Source organism: Streptomyces sp. NPDC020996 (assembly GCF_040641355.1).
GTDB lineage: Bacteria > Actinomycetota > Actinomycetes > Streptomycetales > Streptomycetaceae > Streptomyces.
This window is the reverse complement of the sequence record NZ_JBFADM010000038.1, coordinates 1-17,297: the sequence shown is the minus strand read 5'-3', so window position 1 is coordinate 17,297 and position 17,297 is coordinate 1. Positions and strand designations below refer to the sequence as shown.

The window sequence follows — 17,297 nt, the reverse complement described above, 5'->3', positions numbered from 1 at the left end:
CTGATGAAGATCATCCTCACCCACGAGGTCTCCGGCCTCGGTGCCGCGGGCGACGTCGTCGACGTCAAGGACGGTTACGCTCGCAACTACCTGGTCCCGCGGAAGCTCGCGATCCGCTGGACCAAGGGCGGCGAGAAGGACGTCGAGCAGATCCGTCGTGCTCGCAAGATCCACGAGATCCAGACCATCGAGCAGGCCAACCAGGTCAAGGCCCAGCTCGAGGGCGTGAAGGTCCGTCTGGCGGTCCGCTCCGGCGACGCCGGTCGTCTCTTCGGCTCCGTCACCCCGGCCGACATCGCCTCGGCGATCAAGGCTGCCGGTGGCCCCGAGGTCGACAAGCGCCGTATCGAGCTCGGTGCGCCGATCAAGACCCTGGGCGCCCACGAGACGTCCGTGCGTCTGCACCCCGAGGTTGCCGCCAAGGTCAGCATCGAGGTGGTCGCGGCCTGAGTGCCGCGTCCGGCTGGACAGCCGGAAGGGGCCGCATCCGCTGCCGCTGGGACCCTGCGTCCCGCTGCCGCTGGGTGCGGCCCCTTCCGCATGCAGCCCGCGTTCCGGCCATGTCCTGCCTGTGTCCCGCCCGCGTCCCGCATACACGTCCCGCGGATCGCGTCCCGCAGATGCGGACGACTGGGCACGTTTCACGTGAAACGTTCAGCGTGTCGCCCCGGTCACGAGCCAGCGGCCCGACCGGGCGCGGAGCCACAGGGTCAGCATCCGTACCGTCATCATCAGCGTCATGGCGGCCCACAGGGCGGTCAGTCCGCCGCCCGCGGTCGGCACGAGCAGGGCCGCCGGTGTGAAGACCGCCAGGGTGAGCAGCATGGCCCACGCCAGATACGGGCCGTCGCCGGCGCCCATCAGGACGCCGTCCAGCACGAAGACGACACCGCAGACCGGCTGCGAGAGAGCGACGATCACCAGGGCGGGGAGAGCCGCGTCCTTCACGACGGAGTCGCTGGTGAACAAGGGCAGGAACACCGGTCGAGCGATCACGACCAGCACGCCCAGGACGACACCGACCGCGATGCCCCACTCCACCATCCGGCGGCATGCCTGGCGTGCTCCTCGGGTGTCGTCGGCTCCGAGGTAGCGCCCGATGATGGCCTGCCCGGCTATGGCGATGGCATCGAGGGCGAAGGCGAGCAGGCTCCACAGGGACAGGATGATCTGGTGGGCCGCGATGTCGGCGTCACCGAGCCGGGCGGCCACAGCGGTGGCGATCATCAGGATCGCCCGCAGGGACAGCGTCCGCACCAGTAGCGGGGCACCGGCCTGTGCGCAGGCCCTGATCCCCGCGGCGTCGGGCCGCAGCGAGGCGCCGTGGCCGCGGGCCCCGCGGACGACCACCGTGAGATAGACCGCGGCCATCCCGCACTGGGCGATGACGGTCCCCCACGCAGAGCCCGCGATTCCCAGGCCGGCGCCGTAGACGAGGCCCGCGTTGAGCACGGCGTTCGCGACGAAGCCCGCGACGGCGACGTACAACGGCGTCTTCGTGTCCTGCAGGCCACGCAGGACGCCGGTCGCGGCGAGCACGACGAGCATGGCCGGGATGCCGAGGGCGGATATGCGCAGATAGGTCGTCGCATAGGGGGCCGCAGTGTCGGAGGCGCCGAAGACGTCCACCAGGACTGGTGCCGTGGGCAGGACGACGGCGATCACGGTGACGCCGATCAGGAGCGCCAGCCAGATGCCGTCCATGCCCTGGCGGATCGCGGCGTTGAGATCGCCGGCGCCGACCCGCCGGGCGACGGCCGCGGTGGTGGCGTAGGCGAGGAAGACGAAGACGCTCACCGCTGTCGTGAGCAGGGCCGAGGCGACACCGAGACCGGCGAGTTGGGCGGTTCCCAGGTGCCCCACGATCGCGCTGTCGGCCAGGACGAACAGCGGCTCGGCCACCAGCGCGCCGAAGGCGGGCACGGCCAGCGCGACGATCTCTCGGTCGTGGAGTCGCCGGGTGGTGCGGGAGGGCGCGGGAGCCTGTGTCATGAGCACCAATCTAATCGTCCACAGGTAAGAGATGTAAAGCCCTTGCGTCCCTTACTCGTCATCTCGGCGTGTGCTCTTTCGTACACCGTTCGCAGCGATCTCGGCCCAAGCGGAGAACTTTTTGTTCTGCACAGCCGGTGGACGGGAAACGTGCAGGTCAGCTCTCTGGTGGGGAGAGAGTCGGAACCTTGTTCACAGGCCTGTCCACCGGGTCGTGCACAGGTTTCGCGGAGTTCTCCACAGCATCCGGGCCGTCGTCCACATGCCCTGTGGATAACCAGATTGGCTGACGGTGCCCGCGGGCCTACCGTGGTCCGGCGCCCACTCCCTGCGTCGGCCGTGATACCGACACAAAACCGACGTCTCAGAACCGGAGTTGGGCGCTTCAGTTGTCAGTGCCGTGCCGTAGAAATGAGGAGCACGGCGAGGTCCGCTCCGCGGACGGGAGGAGGTGGCTCGGTGAGCATTTCCGAGCCCTTGGACGATCCGTGGGCCGACAGCGGTCCCAGCGATCGTCTGCCCGCCTCCCGCCGGCGTGGTGACGGGGGACGAGGCCGGGACGAGCAGCACGACCGCGGCCGGGACAACGGCGTGTGGGACGGTGGAGGTGCGTCCTTCGAGCGGGTCCCGCCCCAGGACCTGGACGCCGAGCAGTCCGTCCTCGGCGGCATGCTCCTGTCGAAGGACGCCATCGCGGACGTCGTCGAGATCCTCAAGGGCCACGACTTCTACAAGCCCGCCCACGAGACGATCTTCCAGGCGATCCTCGACATCTATGCCAAGGGCGAGCCGGCCGACCCGATCACGATCGCCGCCGAGCTCACCAAGCGCGGCGAGATCAACAAGGTCGGCGGCGCCTCCTACCTGCACACCCTCGTCCAGACGGTGCCGACCGCGGCGAACGCCGAGTACTACGCGGAGATCGTCCACGAGCGTGCCGTGCTGCGCCGCCTGGTCGAGGCGGGCACCCGCATCACCCAGATGGGATACGCGGCCGACGACGACGTCGACGAGATCGTCAACCGCGCCCAGGCCGAGATCTACGCGGTCACCGAGCAGCGCACCAGCGAGGACTACCTCCCGCTCGGCGACATCATGGAGGGCGCGCTCGACGAGATCGAGGCGATCGGCTCCCGCAGCGGCGAGATGACCGGCGTGCCCACGGGCTTCACCGACTTCGACTCGCTCACCAACGGCCTGCACCCGGGCCAGATGATCGTCATCGCCGCCCGTCCCGCCATGGGCAAGTCCACCCTCGCGCTGGACTTCGCGCGGGCCGCGTCGATCAAGCACAACCTGCCGAGCGTCATCTTCTCCCTCGAGATGGGCCGCAACGAGATCGCGATGCGACTGCTGTCCGCCGAGGCCCGCGTCGCCCTGCACCACATGCGCTCCGGCACGATGACCGACGAGGACTGGACCCGTCTGGCCCGCCGCATGCCCGACGTCTCCGCGGCCCCGCTCTTCATCGACGACTCGCCGAACCTGTCGATGATGGAGATCCGCGCCAAGTGCCGCCGCCTGAAGCAGCGCAACGACATCAGGCTCGTCGTCATCGACTACCTCCAGCTGATGCAGTCCGGCGGCTCCAAGCGCGCCGAGAGCCGTCAGCAGGAGGTCTCGGACATGTCCCGTAACCTCAAGCTGCTCGCCAAGGAGCTGGAGATCCCGGTGATCGCGCTCTCGCAGCTCAACCGTGGTCCCGAGCAGCGCACCGACAAGAAGCCGATGGTCTCCGACCTGCGTGAGTCCGGATCCATCGAGCAGGACGCCGACATGGTGATCCTGCTGCACCGTGAGGACGCCTACGAGAAGGAGTCGCCGCGCGCGGGCGAGGCCGACCTGATCGTGGCCAAGCACCGTAACGGCCCCACGGCGACGATCACGGTCGCCTTCCAGGGCCACTACTCGCGGTTCGTGGACATGGCGCAGACCTGATCCGCCAGCGCCACGACGGCGCCCGGAATCAATGAGCTCGACGGCCGAGTGTCCCGCGGGATGGACTGGGGGCATGACGACACCTGAGTTCGACCTGCTCCCCGGCACGCGCCGGGCACTTGTGCACCGGATCGCCGTGGCCCAGGCCGAGGGGCGCGCGCCCTCACTGGTCGCGGCGGTGGTCCGGGGCGGGAGAGCCGTATGGCACGGCGCGCGGACCTCGGTGGAGGGGCACGGTCCCGACGAGGACGTGCAGTACCGCATCGGCTCGATCACGAAGACCTTCACGGCCGTTCTGGTGCTGCGGCTGCGGGACGAGGGCCTGCTCGACCTCGGCGATCCGCTGGAGAAGCACCTGCCCGGCACGGGGGCGGGGGAGGCCACGATCGCGGATCTCCTCGCCCACACCGGCGGGCTGGCCGCGGAGTCGCCCGCCCCGTGGTGGGAGCGCACCCCGGGGTCGCTGCGTCCCGAACTCGCCGACGTCCTCGGCGAACAGCCCCTGCTGCATCCGGTGGGCCGCCGCTTCCACTACTCCAATCCCGGCTACACCGTGCTGGGCACGCTCGTCGAGAAGCTGCGGGGGGCTCCGTGGGAGGAGGTGCTACGGAGCGAAGTGCTCCAGCCCCTGGGACTGGACCGTACGACCGTGCAACCGAGGTCTCCGCACGCGGGGGGCTGGGCCGTCCATCCCTGGGCCGACGCCCTGCTGCCGGAGCCTTCCGAGAACCTCGGAAGGATGGCGCCCGCGGGACAACTGTGGTCCACCACCGGTGACCTGGCGCGGTTCGCCGTCTTCCTGGCCCGCGGCGACGACCGGGTGCTGAGCGAGGAGACCGTACGGGAGATGCGGACACCCGCGGCCCCGCCGGAACCCGCGGACGTGGCGGACGGTGCCGCCTACGGGCTCGGGTTGCAGATCCAGCACCGGGACGGCCGGCTGCTCGTCGGTCACTCCGGGTCGCTGCCGGGCTTCCTGGCGAACCTCACCATCAGCGTGGAGGACGACGTCGCGGCGGTGGTGCTGGCCAACTGCACGTCCGGCCCGCATCTGTCGGAGGTCGGCGCCGATCTCGTGGCCATCGTCGCGGAGGCCGAGCCGCGCATTCCGGAACCGTGGCGGCCGTTGTCGGAGGTCGACCCGGCGGCGCTGGAGCTGGCGAGACCCTGGTACTGGGGGACGCAGGCGTTCGCCCTGCGGCTGACGGCCGACGGGGGTGCCTCGCTGGAACCGCTGTCCGAGAAAGGCCGCCGCTCACGCTTCCGGGCGAACGGTGACGGGACCTGGACCGGGCTCGACGGCTACTACGCCGGTGAACTCCTCAAGCCTGTGCGGCGCCCGGACGGGACCGTGGATCATCTGGACCTCGGGTCGTTCGTGTTCACGCGCCGGCCGTACGACGAGGAGGCTTCCGTGCCCGGCGGAGTGGACCCGGACGGGTGGCGGGGCATCAGCTGACGGGTGATCCGCTCCGGGGACCGGGCGCGGCACGTGAGGGGGCGTCCTGTTTCACGTGAAACAAGACGCCCCGTCCGTTTCGGCGCGGGTTCAGAGCTGGAGCTTGAAGCCCAGATGGGAGGGCTCGAATCCCAGTCGCTCGTAGAAGCGGTGGGCGTCGGTGCGTGTCCTGTCCGACGTCAGCTGCACCAACTGACAGTCCAGGCGGCGGGACCGGTCGATCGCCCACTCGATGAGCCGGGTGCCCAGTCCGCTGCCCCGCTCGTCGGCATGGATGCGCACCGCTTCGATGATCGACCGGGTGGCGCCGCGCCGGGACAGTCCCGGAACGATCGTGAGCTGGAGGGTGCCGACGACCCGGCCCTCGCGTTCGGCGACGACCAGATGCTGGTGCGGGTCGGACGTGAGGCGGCCGAGGGCCGCCAGGTACGGGCTCAGGTCGTCCGGCGACTCACGCCGGGCGCCCAGAGGGTCGTCGGCCAGCATCGCGACGATCGCGGGCACGTCGTCCGCCGTGGCGGGCCGTATCGCAAGGTCTCCCATGGGCAGCACCCTATGCGGGTGCGCTGACGGAGGGCCGGGCACGGCTCAGCCCGCAGCCACCGTCAGTGGAGCGAAGCGCCGGGTCCAGTCACCGGGCAGGTCCCGGATGCCGTGGGTCATGACCGCGTTGAAGGCGACGGACGCCAGCCCCCGTGCCCTCACCCATGCCAGCAGTGCCTTGTGCCGTACGTCGATGTCGGTGCGCAGGGGGCGGTCGGTGTGCGCGGCGAGGGAGGCGATGAGTGCCGCAGCCGTCTCGGTGTCACGGGCGATCAGCGGTCCGACGACATGGGTGTCCATGTTGGGCCAGGCGGCCGCGTACCCGATGAGCCGTCCGTTCTCCTCGGCCAACCGGATCTGGTCGGCGAAGGCCGGCAGACGCGTGATGAGGTGCGTGCGGTCGACGCCGAACACCTCTGCGTCGAGCCGCAGGATCGCGGTGAGGTCCTCGGCGGTGGCGGCGCGGGTGGTGACCTCGGGCACCGGCCCGCCGGGCGTGAAGCGCCCGCACAGCATCTCGGCCCGGCCGGTGACCTTGAAGCCGAGTTCCTCGTACAACGGGCGGCCGTTCGGGGTCGCGTGCAGGGTCAGCGGGGTGGTGCCCATGGTGGTGACGACGTGCCTCATCAGCCGACGGCCCACGCCCTGGCGGGCATGCCGTCGGGCCACCAGCACCATGCCGACGGCGCCCAGCTCGGGCCGGTCCTGCGGCCCGTACTCGGTGATGACGCAGGCGGTGACGAGACCCCCGCCGGGGTCGTCGATGCCGTACGCCTTCCCGGCGGTGAGGAGGAGGCCCCACTTGTGCTCCTCGCGAGGCCACCCCCGATCCTCGGACAGGTCGGCGCAGGAGGTGAGGTCGCGGAGCGTCAGCCGGCGGATGGGCAGAGCGGGGAGGGAAGGAGTCGGCACGCGGGCCAGGCTGTCCGACGGGCCCCCTCGGCGTCCACCACTTTCCCGCCGTTCACCGGGCCGGTGGATCCGGCGAGGTGTTCAGCGGGGCGGCGGAGGCCGAGATCGCGGGCGGTACGTCAGCCGAGGTCAGGAGCGTGCATGGCGCGTACGCCCTCGATGTTGCCGTCCAGATAGTGGCGCAGCGACAGCGGGACGAGATGGACGGAGGCGATCCCGACGCGGGTGAACGGTACGCGGACGATCTCGTACTCTCCGGCGGGCTCGTCCACCTCCGGGCCGTGCCGCAGGGAGGTGTCCATGGACTCCAGGCGGCAGACGAAGAAGTGCTGCACCTTCACGCCGGTCGCGCCGCCGTCCTCGCCGATGTGCTCGACGGTGTCGACGAAGCAGGGCACCACGTCGGTGATCTTGGCGCCGAGTTCCTCGTACACCTCGCGGTGCAGGGCGTCGACAACGGTCGTGTCCCCGGGCTCCACCCCGCCACCGGGAGTGACCCAGTAGGGATCCACGCCGGGCTTGGTGCGCTTGATCAGGACCAGGTCGTCACCGTCCAGCAGGACGGCACGGGCGGTGCGCTTGACCACGGGTCGGACGGTCATGGGAGGAATGTGGCCCGTATCGTTCCACGTGAAACATCGCATATCGTCACCGGGCGAGCCCTCCCGGTGACGACCGCAGCGGCTCGGCTCAGCACCAGTCCGCCGCGGCCCGCACCAGCCACTCGTGGGCCCGTGCGATGTGCGGCATCGCCAGCGTGCCCGTCCGGACCACCAGGAAGTAGGTCCGCAGCGGAGGCACGGCCGGTTCGTGCAGGGCGATGACGTCACCGCGTTCCAGAGCCGCCTCGCACAGATAGCGGGGCAGCACTGCCAGCCCCGCGCCCGCGACGGCGCAGGCGAGGACCGCGCGCAGATCGGGGACGATGATCGTGCCGGGAGCGGTGGGACGGGAGTCGAAGACGGAGGCCCAGTAGCGGGAGACGAAGGGCAGTGACTCGTGCACCTCGATCACGGGGATGTCCTTCAACGCGGGCGCCCCGGCGTGGCGGGCTGCCTCGGCGCCTGCCTGCCCTGCCCGGCCCGGGGCGGCGACCAGGACGTGCTCCTCGTCGCACAGCGCAGTCGCCGTGAGCAGCGCCCCGCGTGGGCGGGCCGTGCTGATGGCCAGATCGTGATGCCCGGCGGCCAGCCCTTCCAGGACTTCCTCGGCGGTGCCGAAGGAGGAGCGCAGCGCGAATCCCTGGCCGTCCTCCCCGGTCAGTTCCGTGAGGGCGGGCAGCGCGCGTTCGGCGGTGAACTCGGGCGGCCCGGCGAGGTGCAGGCTGCGCAAGGAGGACTCGTCGTCGAGCCCGGTCTCGGCGATCTCGACCAGAGCGTCGAGATGCGGAGCCGCCTTGTGTGCGAGTTCGTCGCCGATGGTCGTCGGCGTCACTCCGCGGGCCTGCCGCAGGAACAGGGGACGGCCCAACTGCCGTTCCAGGGTGCGGATCTGCGAGGTCACGGCCGGCTGCGACAGACCGAGCAGCGCGGCGGCGCGGGTGAAGGAGCCGGCCCGGTGCACGGTCACGAAGGTGCGCAGCAGGGCCAGATCCATGGCCTGTCCTCCTCTTTCCCTGCCCTTCTCCCGGCCCCGAGGCAGGGCCCAACTATAAATATGTCGATAGGTCTGTGTCGCTACGGTGATTGGACACTGACACAGAGTCAACTAGCCTTGTACGCGCGGTTCTTCGCGCGCGGAACCGAGGGCGGTCCGAGCCACGAGGGGGGAGGCTCGGACCGTCCGCCGTCCGCAGCGGATGCCGCCGGGATGCCGTGGGGCGTCCGGGACCGCGTTCACGTCGCCGATTCCCGCACCGCGCGAAGCACGTCCGCCACCAGATCCTCCGGGTCCTCGGCCCCGACCGACAGGCGGACGAACCCCTCCGGTACCGCGTCCCCGCCCCAGCGCCCGCGCCGCTCGGCCGTGGACCGCACCCCACCGAAGCTCGTCGCCTCGTCCACGAGCCGGAGCGCCTGAAGGAACCGCTCGGCCCGCGCACGCGTGGGCAGCGTGAAGGAGACCACGCACCCGTAGCGGCGCATCTGACGGGAGGCGACGGCGTGCGAGGGATCGCCGGGCAGCCCGGGATAGCGCAGCCCGCTCACCTCCGGCTGCTCCCGCAGGGCCTCGGCGACCGCCAGGGCCGTGGCGCACTGCCGGTCCACCCGCAACTGGAGCGTGGCGAGCGAACGGTGCGCGAGCCAGGTCTCCATGGGCCCCGGGATCGCGCCGACGATCTTGCGCCAGCGCCGGACCGCGGTCATGGCCCCGGCGTCGCGGCCGACGACGTAACCCAGCAGCACGTCCCCGTGCCCGGTGAGCTGCTTGGTGCCGCTGGCCACCGAGAAGTCGGCGCCGAGCTCCAGCGGGCGCTGCCCCAGCGGCGTCGCGAGCGTGTTGTCGACCGCGACCAGGGCGCCACGCGCGTGTGCGGCCTCGGCCAGGCGCCGGACGTCGCACACGTCGAGCCCGGGATTGGAGGGGGTCTCGAGCCACACCAGCCGCGCGCCGTCGAGGACGTCGAGCTGGGCGTCGTTCCCGGTCGGCGCGGTGCGTACCTCGATGCCGTACGCCTCCAGCTGGGCGCGCACCAGGGGCAGCGCCTGGTAGCCGTCGCTGGGCAGCACCACCGTGTCCCCGGCGCGCAGCTGGGAGAACAGCACCGACGAGATCGCCGCCATCCCGGAGGCGAACACGAGCGTCTCCACCCCGTCCTGGCCGGGCGCCTCCAACTCGCCGACGGCACGCTCCAGCAACGTCCAGGTCGGGTTCTCGTCACGGCCGTAGGTGTACGGGCCGGTCGGGTCGCCCGGCAGATGGAAGTGGGCGGCGAACACCGGACCGGGCAGGGTCGGCTCGTACTTCACCGGCTCGGGCAGCCCGGCCCGCACCGCGCGCGTGCCCTCTCCGCCGCCGGCCGCGCCCGTGCCGGAGCCGTTCATGCCGCCCGTCCTTCCAGGTGCTCGCGCACCGCGGCGAGCAGGCCTTCGCACGCCGTCTCCACCATCTCCAGGCACTCTTCGAAGTCGTCCCTGCCCCCGTAGTACGGGTCGGGCACGTCGAGGTCGTCGCCGGCCTCGTCGGAAGGGTCGGAAGGCGCGGGCGATTCACTCGTCGAGGGCTGAAGGCCGGGCGAGGGGTGGGCGTACGCGCGCAGCAGCCGGACCTTCGCCGCGTCCTCGGGAGTGGACGCGAGGCGGCGCAGGGCCGTGAGGTGGCCGGAGTCGAGGGCGACGACGAGGTCGAGCCGGTCGAACCAGGACGGCTGGAACTGACGGGCGGTGTGGGCGTTCGCGTAACCGTTGTCCTCGAGGACGGCGGCGGCGCGCGGGTCGGCGCCCTCGCCCACGTGCCAGCCGCCGGTCCCGGCGCTCTCGGCCTCGACCAGGCCGTCGAGTCCGGCCTCGGCCAGGCGGGCACGGAAGACGGCCTCGGCCATCGGGGAGCGGCAGATGTTGCCGGTGCAGACGAAGCAGACGCGGTAGGTCATCGCACGCTCAGTCCTCGTCGGGCAGGACGACGTGGAGCGCCCAGGAGACGATCGAGATGATCAGGCCGCCGAGGACGGCGGTCCAGAAGCCCTCGACGTGGAAGCTGAGGTCGAGCCCGTCGGCCAGCCACGAGGTCAGCAGCAGCATCAGAGCGTTGACGATCAGGGTGAACAGGCCCAGCGTCAGGATGAGCAGGGGCAGGCTGAGGAGGTTGACCACCGGCTTGACCAGCCAGTTCACCAGGCCGAAGAGCAGCGCTACCACTATCAGGGTGCCGGCCTTCTTGCCCGTGCTGTCCCCCGTGAGGGTGATCTTGTCGAGCAGCCAGACGGCGACCGCCAGAGCACCCGCGTTGGCGATCGTCTTGACTACGAAATTCTTCATGTGTCTGATCGTGGCAGACAGGATCGAATACGAGCAGCGTGATGAGGACGGCAAGGGCGATGAAGGCATTCCGGCTGGACGAACTGGAGGCGGAGCGCGCCGCCAACGAGGGCGCCTACCTGCAGTTTCTTCGTGAGCGGAACATGTCGGTCGGCCTGTACGCGCTCAACGCGGGCGAGCACGATCCACAGCAGCCGCACCGTCAGGACGAGGTCTACTTCGTGGTGAGCGGCCGTGCCTCGATCACCGTCGGCCTGGAGACCACGGAGGTGGCGCGCGGCAGCGTGGTGTACGTGCCGGCCGGAGTCGCCCACAAGTTCCACCACATCAGCGAGGACCTGCGGGTGCTCGTGGTGTTCTCCCCTCCGGAGAGCTGACCCTCCGGAGAGCTGACCCTCCGGAGGCCCGACCCGTCGTCTCGGGGTTCCCTAGGGGATCAGTCAGGGGAGGACAAGGGGCGCGAGCCCCCCGCCGGGCCCCCGTCCGTCCTAGCATCGAGAGCAGGACATCGGATCGCCCCCTGCTCGAGGCAGTGGGCGGAGAGGCAAGGACAGGGGCGATGGGAGAGATCTTCGCGGGACTGCCGTGGTGGGTGAAGTGGGTAGCGGTGCCGGTCATCGCCCTGGTCGTGTTCGGCGGGCTGATAGCCAGCGTCGTGGGCTTCGTCATCGGGCTGTTGTTCAAGGTGCTGGTCTTCGTGGCGCTGGTGGGCGGACTGGTCTACGTGGTGCGCAAGTTCACGTCGAGTTCCTCGTCGCGCGGCGACTGGTGAGGGCCTCGGGAGCCGGTGAGCGGTAACAGGAATCACCGGTTCCCTCGCGCGAGGGAAGTTTCCCCGGCAGGCGGTCCGCAAGCGGTGGCGGGCGGTTAGAGTCCGGAACTCGACGCGGGGCCACCCCGCGAACGGCGCACATCCCCTCCCCGTGTTCCCCCGCACGGGCTCCCCCCTCGCGCTTCGGGAGTGACCCTTGGCCACGGCAGACACCGCACTCACCGACCCCCACGCACCGCCGGCTCCTGACCGGTCGGCCGTGACCCCCACCCCACACCGCGTCTGGCCCCCGGAACAGCCGGGCCCCGCCGGGCAGGATCGCCCGACGGCACATCCGCCGCCGCGAACGCCCTCGCAGCTGCCGCGGACACCGACACAGCCTCGACGACCCCCCTCACAGCCCCCACGGACGCCGACGCAGCCCCCACGGACCACGTCTCGGTCACCACGGACTCCCTCGCCCCCCTCACCGGCTCACTCACAGGCCCCCTCACCGAACTCCTCGCAGCCGGTGCCCGTCGCGCCGCACCCCGCGGCGTCCGATGCGCCGTCGCAGTCGGGCACCCTCATCGGGTCCGTCCAGCGCGCGCTGCGCCTGCTGGAGCGCGTCGCCGAGCACGAGCAGGGAGCCCCCGCCAAGCAACTGGCCCGTGAGACCGGTCTGGCGCTGCCCACGGCCTACCACCTGCTGCGCACCCTGGTGCACGAGGGCTATCTGCGTCGTGACAGAGGCCTGTTCTTCCTCGGGGAGGCGGCCGAGCGGCTGGGCGGCAGCGGAGCCGAGCAGAAACGTCGCAGCACGGTCGCCGAGGCGCTGGCCCGCTGTCACGACGCCATCGGCGTCCCGGTGTACTACGCCGTCTGCCAGGACGGTGAGATCGAGGTCCTGGGCGTCTCGGACAGCCCGGAAAATCCGGCGGTTGAGGAGTGGGCCGACTTCCGCGAGACCGGGCACGCGCACGCGATCGGCCAGTGCCTGCTCGCCCAGTTGGACGAGGAGGCCCGTCGCGACCATCTCGAGCGTCACCCCGTGCAGACCATCACCCCGTACACGGTGCGCGACAACCAGGCCCTGCTCCGCAGGCTGGAACGCATCGGTCGCAGGCAGCCGGTGACGGAACGGCAGGAGTACGCCCTCGGCACGGTCTGCGCGGCGATTCCGGTCACCGTGGGCACGACCGCCGCGACGATGGCCATCTCGATTCCGTGCGATCAGGCCGATCAGCTGGAGTCGGCCACGCAGCAACTGCAGAGCGAGGTGGGCCGGTTGCTGAGGTCTCTGGGCCGGTCTATCAGTATCTGAAAACTCACTCCTTGTGATCTGGTGTACACGTTGAGCAAGATGCCTGCAGGGTCAGGGGATCATTCCCGGCCAGTCGGCGTCACAAGACGGGGTAGGCGATGCGCGAGTCCGTACAGGCAGAGGTCATGATGAGCTTTCTCGTGTCCGAGGAGCTCTCCTTCCGCATCCCGGTGGAGCTGCGTTACGAGACGTACGATCCCTACGCCGTGCGGCTGACCTTCCATCTGCCGGGTGACGCCCCGGTGACCTGGGCGTTCGGCCGGGAACTGATGATCGACGGGGTGGGGCGGCCCTGCGGTGACGGCGATGTGCGCATCTCGCCCGCCGACCCGGAGTCGCTGAGCGACGTCCTGATCCGGCTCCAGGTCGGCCGGGACCAGGCGCTGTTCCGTTCGTCGACGGCGCCGCTCATCGCCTTCCTCGACCGCACCGACAAACTGGTGCCGCTCGGCCAGGAAGGTTCGCTCGCAGACTTCGACGCCCACCTCGACGAGGCGCTGGACCGCATCCTGGCGGAACAGAGCGCGGGCTGAAGCGGTACGGCGGAGGCAGGGCGCACCGAGTCGGCGGAACGCTCCGACATGGGCCAGGGCGCTCTGCAGGAACGCTTCTTCTGGCCGCGTGTCGGGGGTGGGGGTGGGGGGCGACAGCCGCCCGTCCTACGGGCCGGCTCGTGGACCTCGCGCCTCTCGGCGGCCACCGCCGGCCCGGGAGCCCCACGAGTCCGCCCCCGAGCCCGGTCTCAGTTCTTGCGGCGCCTGCCCCTCCCCGTGCCGGAGCGTCCCTGGACCGGAGCGGCGCCGGCCGTCGCCCCCTCCGGTCCCCGACGGTCCGCGGAGACGACCAGGGCGGCGAGAGCCGTGGTGACCGGGACCGAGGCGACCAGCCCGATCGAGCCCACCAGCGTGCGCACGATCTCCTCCGCGACCAGCTCGCTGTTGGCGACGGTCCCCACACTGCTCTGCGCGATGGAGAAGAGCAGCAGCAACGGCAGCGCGGCGCCCGCGTAGGCGAGGACGAGCGTGTTGACGACCGACGCGATGTGATCGCGGCCGATGCGGATGCCCGCGCGGTACAGCCCGCGCCAGCCCATCGAGGGGTTGGCCTCGTGCAGTTCCCACACGGCCGAGGTCTGCGTGACCGTCACGTCGTCGAGGACACCGAGGGAGCCGATGATGACGCCGGCCAGCAGCAGACCGCTCATGTCGATCGACGGATACAGGCCGTGGATCAGACCGGTGTTGTCGTCCGTGTTGCCGGTGAGCGCGGCCCACCCGATGAACACCGAACCCAGGACGCCGATCAGCAGCAGCGAGAGCAGTGTGCCCAGGACCGCCACGGACGTACGGGCCGACAGGCCGTGGCACATGTACAGGGCGATCAGCATGATGGCGCTGGACCCGACCACCGCCACGACCAGCGGATTCGAGCCCTCCAGGATCGCCGGAAGGATGAAGAGGGTCAGCACCAGGAAGCTCACGGCCAGCGCGATCAGCGCCATGACGCCCCGCATCCGGCCCACCACCACGACGGCCAGCGCGAAGACGCCGGCGAGCAGGGCCATGGGGAACCCGCGGTCGACGTCGGTGACCGCGTACTGCAGTTCCCTGGGCGCCGAGGGCTCGTAGGCGACCACGACCTTCTGCCCCTGCTGCAGTTGCCGCGACTGGTCAGGCTGCACGATCTCGGTGAACGTCCGGCCCGTGTCCTTGCCGGTGTCGACGCGGATGGTGGCCTTGTGGCAGGTGCCGTTCGCCTGCTGCTGAGCCGAGGAGCCCTCGGCGGTCGACGTGTCGCCGGTCGGCGTGCTGCCCGAGGCGTTCACCGACTTGCAGCTCACGCTCACCAGCTTGACGACCGTCGCCTGCTGGGTCTGCCGGTCGAAGCCGACGCCGGTGCGTTCGTGCGACGGTGCGCCGCCGGGCCACAGCACCGCGAGCCCGACCAGCACGGCCGCGGCGAAGGGGATCAGGATCGCGGTGATGACCTTGCGCAGGTGCCGGGAGACGGGCGCGGCGGGGCCGTGGCTGTGCGAGTGACCGTGTCCGCCTCCGACCCCTGACCCGTGGCCGTACCCCTGCCCCTGCCTCTGCCCCTGATCGTGCCCATGCCCATGCCCATGCCCATGACCGTGATCTTGGCCGTGGCCCTGATCGGGGCCGTCTCCACGGCCATGACCGCCGTCGTGTCGATGCGGCGGATCGGGTGACGGACCGGGTGGCGGACCAGGTGGCGGATCGGGGGGCGGAAACGGGTACTGCGGTGTCGTGGTCACCGCCCGATCATCGCAAGGACGGCAGGAGGCCTCTGTTCACCGCGCCCGAGTTGACGCTAGCGTGGAGTCACCTTTTGTACACGCGGGAGCTCGGAGCACCGGGCTGAGAGGGCGCTGACCTCCGTCCCAGCGATGTTTCACGTGGAACGTCACCGGAGTCGAGTGATGTTGCACACGGAACGTCGACCGACGGAAACCGCTGCGTCGACCGCCGAACCTGTTACCGGGTAATGCCGGCGTAGGGAGTAGGTCTCATGACCAGCAAGGACGCACGCACGCCTGCCTCCGACCAGATCGACGGGGAGGCCGGGACATCCATCGGCTGGCACAAGGCGTACGTCGAGGGCTCGCGCCCCGATCTGCGGGTGCCGGTCCGTCAGGTGCATCTCACCAACGGGCAGTCGGTCACGCTGTACGACACATCGGGCCCGTACACCGATCCGCTCGTCGACACCGACGTCCGCAGGGGCCTGCCGCCGCTGCGGGAGAGCTGGATCGTCGCCCGTGGCGACACGGAGGAGTACACGGGCCGCCCCGTACGCCCCGAGGACGACGGGATCAAGCACACCTCGCCGCGCGGCGGACTGCGCAATCTCGACGCCGTCTTCCCGGGGCGGCCGCGCCAGCCGCGCCGCGGCCGGGACGGCAAGGCGGTCACCCAGCTCGCGTACGCGCGCCGGGGCGAGATCACGCCGGAGATGGAGTACGTGGCGATCCGGGAGAACGTCTCCGCCGAGGTGGTCCGTGAGGAGATCGCCGCGGGGCGCGCGGTGCTGCCCGCGAACGTCAACCACCCGGAGATCGAGCCGATGATCATCGGCAAGCGGTTCCTGGTGAAGGTCAACGCCAACATCGGCAATTCCGCGGTCACCTCCTCCATCGAGGAGGAGGTCGAGAAGATGACCTGGGCGACCCGCTGGGGCGCCGACACGGTCATGGACCTCTCCACCGGCCGCAACATCCACACCACCCGCGAGTGGGTGCTGCGCAACTCCCCCGTCCCCATCGGCACGGTGCCGCTGTACCAGGCCCTGGAGAAGGTCGACGGCAAGGCCGAGGAACTGACCTGGGAGATCTACAAGGACACCGTCATCGAGCAGGCCGAGCAGGGCGTCGACTACATGACGGTCCACGCGGGTGTGCGCCTGCCGTACGTGCCGCTGACGGCGAACCGCAAGACCGGCATCGTCTCGCGCGGCGGCTCGATCATGGCCGCGTGGTGCCTCGCGCACCACAAGGAGAGCTTCCTGTACGAGAACTTCGAGGAACTCTGCGAGATCCTCGCCGCCTATGACGTCACGTACTCGCTGGGTGACGGCCTCCGGCCGGGCTCGATCGCGGACGCCAACGACGAGGCGCAGTTCGCGGAGTTGCGCACGCTCGGGGAACTCAACCGGATCGCGAAGCGCTTCCACGTCCAGACCATGATCGAGGGCCCGGGACACGTCCCGATGCACAAGATCAAGGAGAACATCGACCTCCAGCAGGAGATCTGCGACGAAGCCCCCTTCTACACGCTCGGCCCGCTGACCACGGACATCGCGCCGGCCTACGACCACATCACCTCCGGCATCGGCGCCGCGATGATCGCCTGGTGGGGCACGGCCATGCTCTGCTACGTCACCCCCAAGGAACACCTGGGCCTGCCCAACCGTGACGACGTCAAGACGGGCGTCATCACCTACAAGATCGCCGCCCACGCGGCCGACCTCGCCAAGGGGCACCCGGGTGCGCAGGAGTGGGACGACGCGCTGTCCGACGCCCGCTTCGAGTTCCGGTGGGAGGACCAGTTCAACCTCGCCCTCGATCCGGACACGGCAAGGGAGTTCCACGACGAGACCCTGCCTGCGGAGCCCGCCAAGACCGCCCACTTCTGCTCGATGTGCGGGCCGAAGTTCTGCTCGATGAAGATCAGCCAGAGCATCGCGGAGCGGTTCGGCGGTGACGTGGCCGAGGGGGCGTCGCCCGAGGAGGTCGCTGAGGGGATGCTGCAGAAGTCGAAGGAGTTCGCGGCGAACGGGAACCGGGTGTACCTGCCGATCGCCGACTGACCCGCGGGCGCACGCAACCGCTGCGTGACCGGTCGTTGTGGTCGTTGTGGTCGTGGGGGGCGCCGGTGGGAGGGCGGGGCGCCCCCACCCCCCCGCGGGCGGCCCGGGGCGCCCCGGGCCGAGAGGGGGCCCCGG

17 protein-coding genes and 1 riboswitch are annotated in these 17,297 nt (G+C 70.4%); of the genes, 8 read left to right on the top strand and 9 right to left on the bottom strand.

Annotated elements, in window-relative coordinates; genetic code table 11:
• Positions 1–3: 3 nt before the first annotated feature.
• Positions 4–450, top strand: a complete 447-nt coding sequence (rplI, locus tag AB0G63_RS24330; protein WP_159534618.1) for a 50S ribosomal protein L9 — start codon at positions 4–6, stop codon at positions 448–450.
• A gap of 204 nt (positions 451–654) precedes the next feature.
• Here the strand turns inward: rplI and AB0G63_RS24325 are convergent, their stop codons facing one another.
• A complete protein-coding gene (locus AB0G63_RS24325) occupies positions 655–1,992 on the bottom strand; it encodes an MATE family efflux transporter (protein ID WP_360753845.1) in 1,338 nt (445 codons plus the stop codon).
• A 459-nt stretch (positions 1,993–2,451) separates the two neighbouring features.
• Here AB0G63_RS24325 and dnaB point away from each other — a divergent pair, with 459 nt between their 5' ends.
• Together dnaB and AB0G63_RS24315 are read left to right on the top strand one after the other, a co-directional pair.
• Positions 2,452–3,930 carry a replicative DNA helicase gene (gene dnaB / locus AB0G63_RS24320; protein ID WP_324790121.1) on the top strand — a complete coding sequence of 493 codons (1,479 nt, stop codon included), beginning with the start codon at positions 2,452–2,454 and terminating at the stop codon, positions 3,928–3,930.
• A 73-nt stretch (positions 3,931–4,003) separates the two neighbouring features.
• On the top strand, positions 4,004–5,389 hold the full coding sequence (locus AB0G63_RS24315) for a serine hydrolase domain-containing protein (RefSeq protein WP_360753843.1): 1,386 nt from the start codon (positions 4,004–4,006) through the stop codon (positions 5,387–5,389).
• A gap of 90 nt (positions 5,390–5,479) precedes the next feature.
• On the opposite strand, the gene AB0G63_RS24310 is transcribed toward AB0G63_RS24315, so the two are convergent.
• The 7 genes from AB0G63_RS24310 to AB0G63_RS24280 all read right to left on the bottom strand — a co-directional run bounded on the left by AB0G63_RS24310 (position 5,480) and on the right by AB0G63_RS24280 (position 10,761).
• Positions 5,480–5,932: a GNAT family N-acetyltransferase gene (locus AB0G63_RS24310; protein ID WP_360753840.1), complete on the bottom strand. Its 453-nt coding sequence runs from the start codon at positions 5,930–5,932 to the stop codon at positions 5,480–5,482.
• Positions 5,933–5,977: 45 nt separating this feature from the next.
• The gene (locus tag AB0G63_RS24305) at positions 5,978–6,844 is read right to left on the bottom strand and encodes a GNAT family N-acetyltransferase (protein WP_360753837.1); all 867 of its coding nucleotides are present in this window, start codon (positions 6,842–6,844) and stop codon (positions 5,978–5,980) included.
• A gap of 119 nt (positions 6,845–6,963) precedes the next feature.
• On the bottom strand, positions 6,964–7,446 hold the full coding sequence (locus tag AB0G63_RS24300) for an NUDIX hydrolase (RefSeq protein ID WP_360753835.1): 483 nt from the start codon (positions 7,444–7,446) through the stop codon (positions 6,964–6,966).
• A gap of 88 nt (positions 7,447–7,534) precedes the next feature.
• Positions 7,535–8,440 (bottom strand): LysR family transcriptional regulator, encoded by a 906-nt coding sequence (locus tag AB0G63_RS24295; protein ID WP_360753832.1) that lies wholly within the window; start codon positions 8,438–8,440, stop codon positions 7,535–7,537.
• Between the two features lie 239 nt (positions 8,441–8,679).
• Positions 8,680–9,828, bottom strand: coding sequence for a cystathionine gamma-lyase (locus AB0G63_RS24290; protein ID WP_360753830.1), 1,149 nt, complete (start codon positions 9,826–9,828; stop codon positions 8,680–8,682).
• Positions 9,825–10,376, bottom strand: coding sequence for a low molecular weight protein-tyrosine-phosphatase (locus AB0G63_RS24285; RefSeq protein ID WP_360753828.1), 552 nt, complete (start codon positions 10,374–10,376; stop codon positions 9,825–9,827). The genes AB0G63_RS24290 and AB0G63_RS24285 overlap by 4 nt, the downstream gene beginning before the upstream one ends.
• 7 nt (positions 10,377–10,383) lie before the next feature.
• Positions 10,384–10,761 (bottom strand): phage holin family protein, encoded by a 378-nt coding sequence (locus AB0G63_RS24280; protein WP_360753826.1) that lies wholly within the window; start codon positions 10,759–10,761, stop codon positions 10,384–10,386.
• Positions 10,762–10,820: 59 nt separating this feature from the next.
• On the opposite strand from AB0G63_RS24280, the gene AB0G63_RS24275 reads away from it, so the two are divergent.
• From AB0G63_RS24275 to AB0G63_RS24260, 4 genes are all read left to right on the top strand, one after another.
• Positions 10,821–11,138: a cupin domain-containing protein gene (locus AB0G63_RS24275; protein WP_360753957.1), complete on the top strand. Its 318-nt coding sequence runs from the start codon at positions 10,821–10,823 to the stop codon at positions 11,136–11,138.
• A gap of 182 nt (positions 11,139–11,320) precedes the next feature.
• Positions 11,321–11,533, top strand: a complete 213-nt coding sequence (locus AB0G63_RS24270; protein ID WP_324790132.1) for a DUF5326 family protein — start codon at positions 11,321–11,323, stop codon at positions 11,531–11,533.
• 511 nt (positions 11,534–12,044) lie between these two features.
• Positions 12,045–12,836 (top strand): IclR family transcriptional regulator C-terminal domain-containing protein, encoded by a 792-nt coding sequence (locus AB0G63_RS24265; protein ID WP_360753824.1) that lies wholly within the window; start codon positions 12,045–12,047, stop codon positions 12,834–12,836.
• 98 nt (positions 12,837–12,934) lie between these two features.
• A complete protein-coding gene (locus AB0G63_RS24260; RefSeq protein ID WP_324790134.1) occupies positions 12,935–13,369 on the top strand; it encodes an SsgA family sporulation/cell division regulator in 435 nt (144 codons plus the stop codon).
• A gap of 209 nt (positions 13,370–13,578) precedes the next feature.
• On the opposite strand, the gene AB0G63_RS24255 is transcribed toward AB0G63_RS24260, so the two are convergent.
• Positions 13,579–15,111, bottom strand: coding sequence for a YibE/F family protein (locus AB0G63_RS24255; RefSeq protein WP_360753821.1), 1,533 nt, complete (start codon positions 15,109–15,111; stop codon positions 13,579–13,581).
• A 72-nt stretch (positions 15,112–15,183) separates the two neighbouring features.
• Positions 15,184–15,373: riboswitch (TPP riboswitch) on the top strand.
• Here AB0G63_RS24255 and thiC point away from each other — a divergent pair.
• Complete coding sequence (thiC, locus tag AB0G63_RS24250; RefSeq protein WP_360753819.1) at positions 15,366–17,162, top strand: phosphomethylpyrimidine synthase ThiC; 1,797 nt, start codon at positions 15,366–15,368, stop codon at positions 17,160–17,162. It overlaps the preceding riboswitch by 8 nt.
• Positions 17,163–17,297 lie beyond the last annotated feature (135 nt).